The organism is Endozoicomonas arenosclerae, assembly GCF_001562015.1.
Classification (GTDB): domain Bacteria; phylum Pseudomonadota; class Gammaproteobacteria; order Pseudomonadales; family Endozoicomonadaceae; genus Endozoicomonas_A; species Endozoicomonas_A arenosclerae.
Genome location: NZ_LASA01000012.1, coordinates 1 through 12,737 on the forward strand (window position 1 = coordinate 1; position 12,737 = coordinate 12,737).

A 12,737-nucleotide genomic window follows, 5' to 3' on the forward strand; every position below is an offset into this window, starting at 1 on the left:
CCTTTTGATCCTGTGCCTCGATAAGAATTGATCAGTGGAGACAGGTCGAGCTGGTCAACAACATCCACCACAAAGCGAGCCATATGACCTTCTGGAAGATAATCCTGGATGCTGGCAGGGAAAAGGTCGGGAGTGTTTCGGTCGACCGGTTTGAACTTCCACTTATTCATAGTGCTTTGAGTGTTACTGGTACTGGAATCAGGATTTTACCTGTTTTGCTGGTTAAGTCCGACAGGCTCCTAGGAAGCTGATTCATGACCGCTTTGAAATGCTCTACAGAAGCATGGGAATTGCAGTACCTGAACTTCCGGGGGATTGTGAATATTACACGATTCTGGACTTCTATGAGATTGCACGAGCTACACACGGTGATCAGTTTGAGGCATGGGTTTACAAGCTGCCAGATAAGCCAAGGCTATTATTCCGTCTTGCTGAAGAAACCGGAGTTGTTTTGTTACCAGGCAAAGGATTTGAGGTAGAGCACCCCTCAGCCAGAGTATCTCTGGCGAACCTGACCATGTTTCAGTACAAGTTGATTGGTCAATCGGTTAAAAGGATGCTGAATGAATTGTATCAGCAGTATCTTAAGGAGTGCTCAGTTAAATAAAGTCGGTCAACACTGGCTCTTAATCTACTGCTGATGTTGCAGTGGATAGCTCTTGAAGACGTTTTATCACTGCTTTCAGTGTCGGGCGATCGGAAGCGTTAACAGCCATTGCCTCCCTGGATAACTGCAGGAGCGCACGTGTCAGTACCCTGTCTTTTTCAGAGTGAACTCGACAGAAGTTATTACCTGAGGCTTCAGAGTCTTCTCTTTCAGTAAAACGACACAGGGAGTCCAGAGTACGCTCGATAGGATCTCGTCCAGATCCGGTGACAGGCTTGAGAAACTCACGAATAAGGAAATTGCTGTCATCAGGAGAGAAGTAATCAATACAATTTCGGAGCATGTAGCCAATGCCCCAGACGTCTGCTGGATAGTCTCGGGTTTGAGAGGCCTGAAAGTATTTTCCTTTTCGCCATCTCTGTTGAGCGGTTGGATCTTCTTTATTGGACCACCAGCAGCTGGATACTTCCGGTGGACAGTACTCTTCTTCTGATACTCGCTGACTTCCCTCAATATCTGTCAAATCAAAATCTGCCAGTGCTACTTCAACTTTTCCATCAACGACACGATAGAGAATATTCTCAAGTTTCAGGTCGGAGTGAACCAGCTCCAGGTCATGTAGTTTTTTGACGGCAGAGCAAATATCAGTAAACCAATGTGTTACTTCTTCTGGCCCATACCTCTGATCACTGCACAATTCCAGCAGATCGCCCTCGTATAAGGGCATTATACCGATACGGACAGCGGCTTGTTGGGTCTCAAACCGGCCCATGGGGACAATACCTTTGTGGCAGCCCAGCTTTTCATGAATGTTGAGTTCCCGGTCAATGGCAGTGACTTCAGAAGGGCTGGAGCAGGGGATAATTTTCAGGGCAACTTTAGGAGAACTGTCTTCTATTTTACGAAGCAACATGGACGGGCTTTTATCCTCAGGTGTCCGTTGGCATAACGTCGTTAATCTTGATTCCACTCGTTGAGAAACCGATTCTGAGACACGAAATGTTCCCATCGAGAGAGTAGGGGTCTTGGTTAAAGTAGTGGATCCCGCTGTTACTGGCTGATCCGGGCTTTTTTGAGAGTGTGGATCTGCTATGGGTGAGGTATCTACTGCGGTAGCTCCGTCCATGTTCATGTTTATTTTCCCTGAGATAATAGAAATACTCAGAAAATTTAGACACTTATACCGCTCAATCGTTCAACTTCTCGCTATGAAGAGTGCTCTGTTTAATGCGAATGCTCTTTTGCGAAGCTTCCTTCGGTTAACCGCAAATACTTAGTATAGAAACCAATTACACCTCTATTCATAGATAGTTAATATGTTAATACTAAATTTTTTCGTGTCAGGTCATGTGCCTCATGATCTGTCGAAAGCAGTATTTTTATAATAGAGGAAGCTCTCATGCTTTGGGTTCAGTTAGCTGTCGTACTTGGAGCCATATTTCTCGGGGCGAGACTGGGAAGTATTGGTGTAGGTTTCGCAGGGGGGATGGGGGTACTGGTACTTACCCTGGGTCTGGGGCTCGAACCAGGTGCCATTCCCATTGATGTAATCCTCATTATCATGTCCGTTATTGGTGCTGTTGCCGCCATGCAGGTAGCGGGTGGTCTTGACTATCTGGTAGAACTGGCTGAAAAAATTCTTCGCAGTAAACCCAAATACATCACCTTTCTGGCACCAACGGTTACCTACGTTATGACCTTGCTGGCGGGTACTGGACACACCGCTTATTCAACACTGCCGGTTATTGCTGAAGTGGCGAAAGAGAATGGTGTGCGTCCATCCCGTCCTCTGAGTATTGCCGTTATTGCTTCCCAGATTGCAATTACTGCTTCTCCAGTATCTGCTGCAGTTGTCGTATTCAGTGGTTTCCTTGAGCCCTATGGCATTGGATATCTGGATCTGCTGGCTATCTGCATTCCTACTTCTTACGCTGCGGTTATGCTGACTGCTGTGGTTTGTAACTTCCTGGGTGTGGATCTGGATAAAGATTCTGTTTATCAGGAGCGACTGAAAGCCGGTCTTATCACTCTGCGTGAAACCAAAGCTCGTCAGGAAAGCAAGAAAGGCGCCGGTCTTTCTGTAGTGATCTTTGCTCTGAGTATTCTGGCTGTAGTGCTTTACGCTACTGCGATCAGCGGGAACGTAGGTCTGATTGAAAATCCTGTTCTGCCTCGTGACTCTGCCATCATGGTGTTCATGATGATTGCCGCTGGCCTGATTACCATCTTCTGCAAGATTGACTCCGGCAACATCCTCAACGCCCAGACCTTTAAGTCAGGTATGAGTGCCTGTGTCTGCGTACTGGGTGTGGCCTGGTTGGGTAATACTTTTGTCGGTGCCCACATTGATTCCATTCAGGCGCTGGCCGGTGACGTACTGAACAGCTACCCATGGCTGCTGGCGGTCACACTGTTCTTTGCTTCCATGCTGCTTTACTCTCAGGCTGCAACCACTCGTGCACTGATGCCTGCTGCTCTGGCGCTGGTGGATCCTGTGACTGCCATTGCTTCTTTCGCCGCAGTATCTGCTCTGTTCGTTCTGCCTACTTACCCAACACTGCTGGCTGCCGTTGAAATGGATGAAACCGGATCTACACGCATTGGCAAGTTGGTCTTCAACCACCCATTCTTCCTGCCTGGGACTATTTGCATTGCTCTGAGTGTTGCTTTTGCTTTCGCATTTGCACCCATGATTGTTTAATGCCAACGGACATTCATAATCCCTGTTAAGGATCAAGCCCCTGAAGTTTTCAGGGGCTTTTTTGTTGGAATAGCTTTTCGAAACAAAATTTAAAAATAGTTATGTCTTTTAAATATAAATAATTAGACACATTCACCTAACCTGATTAAACCTTTATGTGTAAATGGTCAGGATTCAGTAATGCCCCTGTATAAACGTCTTCTATTTCTTCTGTTCGTCTTGCTTTCTGTTTCTCAGTCTCAAGCCCGATCGATCCCACCGAATTATCTGGTGGAACAGAATACGGTGTATCAGGATGCAGAAGTACTTTTCAGTGCCTTCAGTCATAATGGCAAGTTGTTGGCTACCAGCTCAGGCAATAAGGTCAGGTTATGGCGTACTGACGAGGTATTGTTTCGTAGCGATGCCCAGCCATTAGCCGTTTTGACACACTCTGGCCACGTTCCCACACTGAGCTTCAGCCCTGATGATCAATACCTGCTGACCAATTCCTACGACAACACTTCAAAACTTTGGTCTGTTCAAAAGTTGACTGTTTTGGGGGGGCGAGTTGCAGAGCCTGAAGCGGTTTTGAGTGAAATTCCGGCTGCTGAGAATGTCAGGTTTAACGCCGATGGGAGCCTGATATTAAGTTGTAGCGCCAGTGCCAGAATCTGGAAAGTGAAACGTTTGTTGAATGGCTCGGGACGCAGAGTTCCCTATCCATTTACCTCTGGATTTGTACCCGATTTGCATTTTGATGTTTCAGACTGTGTGCATTCAACGTTCAGTCCAGATGGGAAGTATATTGCTTTAGCGCTGGGTGACGGGACAGTCAGACTCTGGAAAACAATTGAAGTACTGACTCAGAGAGAAAGTCATGCACAAAAGTATCTGGGTAGAAAGATTATAGCCAGGCCGGTAGCGGTTATGAATCACGGTTGGAGAAATGTGGTTTATTTTGTCGCGTTCAGCCATGATGGCAGAAAGGTTTTGACCAGCTCTTTGGATAAAACGGCCAGGGTCTGGGGAATGGAAGATTTAGTCAAAGGTAAAGCGGCTGAACTGGAGATATTTCAACACAAAGACAAGGTCGTTAAAGGTGAGTTTTCTGAAGATGATAATCTGATTTTAACTCATACCTATACGGACAGATACTATCACTACTATTCAGAGTTTAGGGATCCAGAATTCTATGATGCCCATCTCTGGCCCACTAACCGGGACATTGCTCAGGTCAGTCCTGCATCCGGTTCAGGCTCCGCCTCCGCTTCCGGCAGTGGCAGTGGCAGTGGCAGTGGGGAAAGTAATTTGCCCCATATGCCTCCTGTCAGAACAACGCCTTTGGCTGAACTATCACAAGCGAAAAGCACACTCAGCCCTGATGCTCAGCTGTTACTGAGTCATGCCGGTGATGCTCTAAGTCTTAGGAAAGTCAGTGAGCTTAAGGCGTTGAAGGGCAATGCAGTGCCACTGGCATCCATTTGGCATAATGGCGTGATCTGGAATGCGATATTTAATCCGATGGGCAGTCTGGTGGTCTCAAGTTCGGCTGATAAGTCATTCAGACTGTTCTTAAGAGACAGTAATGTTGAGACAGGATCAGGTACACCGGGAGCTGTAACTGATGCATCAACAGGAAGTGTAACATCGACTTCTTCCGCCAATTTCGTTGGCCCTTCAGCGGTGTTACTTCTGGTGCTGGGTCTTTCTTTACCTTTTTTATGACCCTTCACTTCAGAGGCTTTCCTTTGTGATCTGGCTCTTATTAATCGCCAGCTCAAGTGGTCAGTACTGAACGATATTGAATTAATGACAAGTCATCCAATCCGGCTGAGGTGATTCAGCCGGATTTTTTTGTATGCATTCAACCACTATTTTGTGCATAAGATGGCTTATGTCTTATACAGATACCAGTAGAACCAGTTCTGATCTTATTCTGTCGGTCAGATGGTTTAAACAGACATTGAATATGCATTTTAAAACTATTATCAGCCTCAACTTCTGAGTTGTTTTCAAACGATATAACTGAGTAAGGCATCTTTATGGGTAAGCTTTGGCGAGTTCTTGTCTTGGGTATGGTCTGCCTTTTTTCAATCCTGACGCGAGCCGGGGCGGAAACGTCTCCTCTGGTCACCAGTCTGCCAGGGTTGAATCAGCTCTATATTCCCAGACAATACGCGGGACAGGTGGATGTCGATGGCTGTAATCATGTTTTTTACTGGCTTGTAGAGTCTGCCAGTTCACCTGCAGATGACCCTGTCATTGTCTGGATGAATGGTGGCCCGGGCTCATCCAGTGAGATTGGGATGTTTAAGGAGAATGGTCCTTTTGTCATCAGTCAATCACCTTCTGGAGAGTTAGTGCTGAGTATCCGGGATGCTAGCTGGAATCATAATGCCAGTTATATGGTGATTGATCAGCCTTCTGGTACCGGTTTTTCCTACGCCAGTAAGCCGGAATGTATTCCCACTAATGAAAAAGATTCTACCCGACAATTGTTTACAGCGTTTCAGAAGATCTTTCAGCAGGAGGAGTTGAAACATTTTCTTGATAATCGTCTCTACATAGCCAGTGAATCTTTTGGTGGGCATTATGTGCCGAGAATTGCCCAGTACATTATTCATCAGCCTGATGATGTTCTTAAAACCATTCCCAAACTGACGGGTATTTCTATAGGCGATGGCTGGGTGGACCCCGTTGTGCAGCAAAGGTCCATGCCTGTGTTTGCCTATCGACTTGGCATTATCTCACCGAAAATGAAAAGCCGTCTGGTTAAAATGCAGACCCAGTGTGAGAAAGCGCTGAAGCCCTATATAAACACGACAGATACCCGTTTTTCCAGCGCAGTCCCGAAGAATATTTCAGCCTATTGTGACTCTGTAGTGGATGCCCTGGTTAATAAAACCCACATCAATCTCTATAATTTTGAAAAAGCCGGTGGTTATGACTTTTCACTGCTGGAGCTCTATCTGAATCAGCCTGATGTTCGAAAGGCTTTGCACATAGCGCCGGAAACACCGAAGTGGACAACCAGCTCGGACCGAGTGGGCAACAATTTTCGCACTGGGGAGTTTAACTCAGTTAATTCTTTGATAGTCGATATCATTCAGAATTCAAAAGTACGAATTTTACTTTATGGTGGGACTAATGACCTATGCTGTGGGCCTTCGACGACCGAAGACTGGCTGCAGACTCTACCAAAATACGGGTGGACAGAAGGGCAGGCGTTTCTGAACTCCACTTTTCAGAGCTGGAGTGATAGTGAGCAGCAGATGGGGGAATACCGGGCATATCCGCTGGGTTCGGTCCCAGGGAACGCCCGGCTCATTCAATACACTGTGCTAAACGCTGGTCATTTAGTGCCTATGGATCAACCCGCTGCTGCGTTGGAAATGATAACCTCATTTATTCGCTATTCGCCTATGCCCTGATGGCTAGCCCGAAAAAATAGCAGAGCGAGAAGCTCGACACTCTATGAAATTTCCGGGCTAGTGACACACAGCTTTTTACGGTTTGGGCAATAATGGAGTGTCAAACTTCACTACGGTGATACTGGACGCATCACCGTATGCACAGACAGTTTGATTGGTGTTTGTGTCGGTATCCACTGAAAACAGGGTTCCCTGCAGTGCCGATGGTTTAATCTGTTTTACTCTGGCCAGTTCATCCTGGTCGATAAAGCTGTTTCCATCACCATACAGCGTACATTCATTTACGTCTGAGGCGACCGACATTTTTAAAATCCCGGCGAAGAAGTTATCTGTCAGAGAGTAATGTGTGATGTAGTTACTGGAGAATGGCGTTTGAGACAGCTTACCCAGGCCTGTTTTCTGATTGCTGACTGTTGTTGAGTTGACAACAGGGGAGTTCAGAGCTGTTGCCAGCACCTTTACAACAGAAGCTGTGTCCAGCACGGACATATAAGCGTATTTTCCAGAAAGACCCAGCCCGACACTCTTCAGTTGTGACGATTGATAGGTATAGTCTTCTTGGGGTGAAGAGCGAGTCAGGCTGACTGTGTTGACAGCAGGAGTGACATAGCCAAAACCAGGTGCACTGCCGACTTCGATTCTGTTTAACATAATAGTGTTCAGATCGGGGCTGTAATCTGTAACTATGTGCTGAATCCCACCTCCAACGGGCATGTCTTCAGGAATCTCAATGGTGGCCTGTTGCCATTGACCGTTTTGATCCAGTGTCCAGCTTACCAGCTTCCCATCATCGCTTGTTTGTCCGTTATTGCTGTTCGGATCACCTGCATCAGTGGCAACTACACCCAGGATGCTGGAGCCATCGCTGGATATTACTACAGGTATGGAGCAGCGACCCTTGCCATCAGCATATTTGTCAATGACAGGTGTCCAGATATTGCTGCCAGGTGCTTTGACGACGGGTTTGAGATCCCAGTATTTTGGCACATTATGAATGTAGACTTGATCGCCTCCATAACCGATAGCCGCGCCCTGACGGTTAACCCCCATAGCTATGTAATATTGATTATTCAACTCAACGAGTTGATGTTTCTGAAGCTGACTGTCTATTGATGATGTTGCATCAAACCAATGACCTTTCAGATCATCAATATCAACAAGAAGCTGGTATTTTTTGACAGCTACATCATAGAGGATCGGAACATTGAAGCTGACATATTGAACGCTGATGTGGGAAATGAATAGCTGACTGCCATTGTTGGAGTACAGTCCAACATGGCGCTTTTCTTGCAGGTTGCCCAGCACTCTCGGGAATTGATACTGAGTCCCTTCAGGCGCAGAAAATCCAGAAACGTCAGTGTCACCTCTTGTAACAGAAGCAAAGGCTAATCCTGAAAAGGCGAAAACCAATAGACTGCGAAAAATGATTTTGTACATATGAACCAACATTCACTCTTTTGAAGTAAGAGGAAGATTAGCTTTGATTCATACGGTCAACTGGATTTTTTCGCAGAAGACGAGTGGGGAAAGAGTGGATGTTGAGAGGTGCGTCTGCTCAAGCCTGAAGGATTGAACAGACACAGGCCGATATTAGGCGATTTTCTGAAATTAACTTTCTGATTGAAACACTCTCAAAACCCGTTCGGGCTGAGCCTGTCGAAGCCCAATATCACTACCCTTCGACAAGCTCAGGGTGAACGGAATCCGTGTGTAAAGCAGGAAGTTATATCGAGGTAAATCCTAACCGCGATAGTAACGCTGCTCAATAAACGGCATACGACTAACAGTCATAGGCAGCTTCTTGCCACGTACCAGTGCAAATACTTCTGTTTCCAGTGCAGCATACTCAGTGGGCACGTAAGCCATGGCCACTGGAGCACCGATGGTAGGTCCAAAGGTTCCGGAAGTCACTACACCGATTTTTTCGCCTTCAGAGTTAACCACTTCAGTGCCTTCACGAACCGGTGCACGGCTGCTACCCATCAGGCCGACACGCTTGCGGGTAAAGTCCTTGTTTTCAATCTGGCTCAGGATTTTGTCTGCACCCGGGAAGCCGCCAGCACGATCGCCACCGTTGCGGCGGATCTTGCTGATCGCCCAGATCAGGCTGCTTTCGATCGGTGTGGTTTCAGTATCCAGATCGTGGCCGTAGAGGCACAAACCGCTTTCCAGACGCAGGGAATCACGGGCACCCAGGCCAATGAACTCAACTTCTGGCTGTTCTAGCAGCATACGACAGAATTTGTCGGCATCTGCTTCAGGAATGGAAATCTCAAAACCATCTTCGCCGGTATAACCAGAGCGGCTGATGTAAACGTCAACGCCTTCGATGGTCATGTGGACGGAGTCCATAAATACCATCTTTTCAGTTTCAGGTGCGAAACGAGCCATAACGGTTTTGGCTTCCGGGCCCTGAATAGCGACCAGAGCACGATCGTCCAGAACTTCCAGCTGCACATCTTCAGGCAGGTTAGCCTTCATGTGAGCAATGTCCTGATCTTTGCAGGCAGCGTTAACAACAACATAAAGGCTGTCGTTGCCTTCGTTGGTGACCATCAGGTCATCCATCACACCGCCTTGCTCGTTGGTGAAGAGAGCATAGCGCTGCTTCTTCTCAGGCAGGTCAATGATGTCAACCGGTACCAAGGCTTCCAGAGCTTTGGCCGGGTTGTTTCCGGTCAGACGGACCTGGCCCATGTGGGAAACATCAAACAGACCTGCTTTCTCACGAGTCTGCAGATGTTCGGCTTTTACGCCCAGCGGGTACTGCACGGGCATATCAAAGCCGGCAAAAGGGACCATTTTCGCGCCCAGCTCAACGTGCAGGCTGTGCAGTGGTGTTTTTTTAAGATCGGTCATTACAGACACTCCCTGAAATATTGAAGAAACCGGGGAATCAATTTCCCCGGTTCAAAGCTGGATCCAAGACGACGTTAGTCTTCTTCTCGATAGTCTTCGATGGATGGGCAGGAGCAGATAAAGTTACGGTCACCGTACACATTGTCGATACGGTTGGCAGTAGGCCAGTATTTACCGTCGATAGAACCTTTCAGCGGGAAGACAGCTTCTTCACGGCTGTATGGGTGACTCCATTCGCTGTCTACCAGATCTGCCATGGTGTGAGGCGCGTTGCAAAGCGGGTTGTCTTCAGCAGGCCATTCACCTTCCTGAACCTTGCGGACCTCTTCACGGATAGCAATCATGGCGTTGACGAAGCGATCGATCTCTTCCTTGGATTCGGACTCGGTTGGTTCAATCATCAGAGTACCGGCTACCGGGAAAGACATGGTCGGTGCATGGAAACCATAGTCCATCAGACGCTTGGCAATGTCTTCTTCAGTCACACCGCTGGCTTCCTTGATAGGACGAATATCAATGATGCATTCGTGTGCCACCTTGTTGTTGCGACCGCGATACAGAACGTCGTAGTGATCAGCCAGTTTCTCAGCCATGTAGTTGGCATTCAGAATGGCCACTTCACTGGACTCCTGCAGACCCTGTTGCCCCAGCATGGCAATGTACAGGTAGCTGATAGGCAGGATGGAAGAGCTGCCAAAAGGTGCAGCAGAGACAGCGCCCATGCCTTCGTTATCGCCTTCAATCGGGCTGACGCAATGGTTTGGCAGGTAAGGCGCCAGGTGACTTCTTACACCGATTGGGCCCATACCAGGACCGCCACCACCGTGAGGAATTGCGAAGGTTTTGTGCAGGTTCAGGTGAGAGACATCGGAACCGAACTTGCCTGGCTTGGCAATACCTACCAGAGCGTTCATGTTGGCACCATCCATGTAAACCTGACCACCGTGCTGGTGGACGATTTCACAGATGTTGCGAATCTCTTCTTCATAAACACCGTGAGTAGAAGGGTAGGTGACCATCAGGCAGGACAGGTTTTCGCTGTGCTTTTCAGCCTTGGCCAGCAGATCTTCAACGTCTACGTTTCCGTTCTCGTCGCAGTCCACAACCACTACTTTCATGCCCACCATAGCGGCAGAAGCAGGGTTGGTACCGTGTGCAGAAGAAGGAATCAGACAGATATTTCTGTGGGCCTGATCGTTCGCTTCCTGGTAGTTACGGATGGCCAGCAGACCAGCGTACTCGCCCTGGGCGCCGGAGTTGGGCTGCATGGAAATCTTGTCGTAACCGGTGATCTCTTCCAGAGCCGCTTCCAGTTCATTGATCATGGTCATGTAACCCTTGACCTGATTTCTGGGGGCAAACGGGTGGATGTTGGCAAACTCGGGCCAGGAAACCGGAATCATTTCCGCTGCCGCATTCAGCTTCATGGTACAGGAACCCAGAGGGATCATGCCGTGAGTCAGGGAGTAGTCCTTGTTCTCCAGACGCTTAAGGTAGCGCATCATATCGGTTTCAGAATGATAGCTGTTGAAGGTTGGGTGGCTCAGCACTTCATCAGTACGACGGTGGTCGTCCTTAAGGCCGGAAACAGTGATCTGGCTGTCAATGGTCTGGATGTCCAGATCCTGACCTTGTCCCAGAATAACGTTAAACAGTTGAGTGATGTCTTCAGCGGTTGTTGTCTCGTCAATGCTGATACCCAGCTGATCGAAGCTGATGCGACGCAGGTTACAGCCGGCTTCAATGGCACGGTTGTAAATAGCTTCCTGCTGGCTGCCGACTTTCAGGGTCAATGTGTCGAAGTAGGTGTTGTTGCATTGTACACCCAGAGTCGTCAGACCTTTGTGCAGAATGGTCGTCAGGCGGTGAATGCGTTCGGCAATGGTTTTCAGGCCCTGTGGACCGTGGTAAACAGCGTAGAAAGCGGCGATATTGGCCAGCAATGCCTGGGCAGTACAGATGTTGGAAGTCGCCTTTTCACGACGGATGTGCTGCTCACGGGTCTGCATGGCCATGCGGTAAGCCTGGTTACCACGGCTGTCGATGGAAACACCGATAATACGACCTGGAATAGAACGCTTCAGCTTCTCGCTGGCGGCAAAGAATGCGGCGTGCGGACCACCAAAGCCCATAGGAACACCGAAACGCTGGCTGCTGCCCAGAGCAATATCCGCACCCAGTTCCCCTGGCGATTTCAGCAGCAATAGAGCCATCAGGTCTGTGGCTACAGAGACCATGGCCTTCTGTTCTTTGGCCTTGCTGACGATACTGGCAACGTCAGTAATCTGTCCGTAGGTGCCAGGGTATTGCAGCTGAACACCAAAGATGTCGTGTTTTTCCAGATCGGTGTTGGGGTTGCCTACTTCTACCTGGATGCCCATGTGCTCGGCACGGGTTTTGATTACGTCGATGGTTTGGGGGTGTACGTCGTCAGCGACAAAGAAAACCTGGTTTTTGCTGCGGTTGGAACGACGGCACAGAGCCATGGCTTCAGCAGCGGCAGTGGCTTCATCCAGCAGAGAGGCGTTAGCCACTTCCATACCGGTCAAATCCATCACCATTTGCTGATAATTCAGCAGGGCTTCAAGACGACCCTGGGAAATTTCTGGCTGATAAGGTGTGTAGGCGGTGTACCAGCCCGGATTTTCCAGAACGTTTCTGAGAATAACGTTTGGAATATGGGTGTTGTAATAACCCATACCAATGTAGGACTTGTTGACCTGGTTCTGGTCAGCCAGGGAGCGTAGGTATTCCAGAGCCTGTACTTCTGTTTGACCGGCTTCAACCGCCAGGGTGCTTTCTCCTGAAACAGAGGGTGAGCGAATGACTTTGGGCACGGTCTGCTCAATGAGCTCAGACAGTGATTCCAGTTTCAGTTCGGACAGCATGGCCTGCTGCTGTGATTCATCCGGGCCAATATGACGACCGGTAAATGCGTTGCCCTGTTCCAGAGCGCTAAGTGCCTGTTTATCAACAGCCATGTTTCTACCTTTCTCTGCGGGCTATCGGTGGATAAGACAGCCGTATGATGGTCTAAAAACAGCTTTGAACCGTAAGTCTCGGCTCATGCTCCCTTGGAACTCTGCGTGTTATACGAAAGTTCCGGGGGTGTGCTGGTTATTTTTGGTTTTTTTTGGGGTTTAGCTTTTTACCCATT

8 protein-coding genes are annotated in these 12,737 nt (G+C 48.3%); 4 read left to right on the forward strand and 4 right to left on the reverse strand.

The features are described from left to right. Positions 1 to 268: 268 nt before the first annotated feature. Positions 269 to 607, forward strand: coding sequence for a PLP-dependent aminotransferase family protein (locus WG89_RS01170; protein WP_062260342.1), 339 nt, complete (start codon positions 269 to 271; stop codon positions 605 to 607). A 19-nt stretch (positions 608 to 626) separates the two neighbouring features. Here the strand turns inward: WG89_RS01170 and WG89_RS01175 are convergent, their stop codons facing one another. Further along, complete coding sequence (locus WG89_RS01175) at positions 627 to 1,739, reverse strand: protein kinase domain-containing protein (protein WP_079253596.1); 1,113 nt, start codon at positions 1,737 to 1,739, stop codon at positions 627 to 629. A gap of 267 nt (positions 1,740 to 2,006) precedes the next feature. Here WG89_RS01175 and WG89_RS01185 point away from each other — a divergent pair, with 267 nt between their 5' ends. The 3 genes from WG89_RS01185 (at position 2,007) to WG89_RS01195 (ending at position 6,721) form a co-directional block, all read left to right on the forward strand. Continuing rightward, positions 2,007 to 3,308, forward strand: a complete 1,302-nt coding sequence (locus WG89_RS01185; protein WP_062260348.1) for an anaerobic C4-dicarboxylate transporter — start codon at positions 2,007 to 2,009, stop codon at positions 3,306 to 3,308. A 180-nt stretch (positions 3,309 to 3,488) separates the two neighbouring features. Then, the gene (locus WG89_RS01190; RefSeq protein WP_062260350.1) at positions 3,489 to 5,015 is read left to right on the forward strand and encodes a WD40 repeat domain-containing protein; all 1,527 of its coding nucleotides are present in this window, start codon (positions 3,489 to 3,491) and stop codon (positions 5,013 to 5,015) included. Positions 5,016 to 5,332: 317 nt separating this feature from the next. Continuing rightward, on the forward strand, positions 5,333 to 6,721 hold the full coding sequence (locus WG89_RS01195) for a S10 family serine carboxypeptidase-like protein (protein ID WP_062260352.1): 1,389 nt from the start codon (positions 5,333 to 5,335) through the stop codon (positions 6,719 to 6,721). Between the two features lie 75 nt (positions 6,722 to 6,796). Here WG89_RS01195 and WG89_RS01200 read toward each other — a convergent pair whose 3' ends face one another. From WG89_RS01200 to gcvP, 3 genes are all read right to left on the reverse strand, one after another. Next, a complete protein-coding gene (locus WG89_RS01200; RefSeq protein ID WP_153301353.1) occupies positions 6,797 to 8,158 on the reverse strand; it encodes a hypothetical protein in 1,362 nt (453 codons plus the stop codon). A gap of 303 nt (positions 8,159 to 8,461) precedes the next feature. Then, positions 8,462 to 9,580 carry a glycine cleavage system aminomethyltransferase GcvT gene (gene gcvT / locus WG89_RS01205; protein WP_062260357.1) on the reverse strand — a complete coding sequence of 373 codons (1,119 nt, stop codon included), beginning with the start codon at positions 9,578 to 9,580 and terminating at the stop codon, positions 8,462 to 8,464. 74 nt (positions 9,581 to 9,654) lie between these two features. Next, on the reverse strand, positions 9,655 to 12,561 hold the full coding sequence (gene gcvP, locus WG89_RS01210; protein ID WP_062260359.1) for an aminomethyl-transferring glycine dehydrogenase: 2,907 nt from the start codon (positions 12,559 to 12,561) through the stop codon (positions 9,655 to 9,657). Positions 12,562 to 12,737 lie beyond the last annotated feature (176 nt).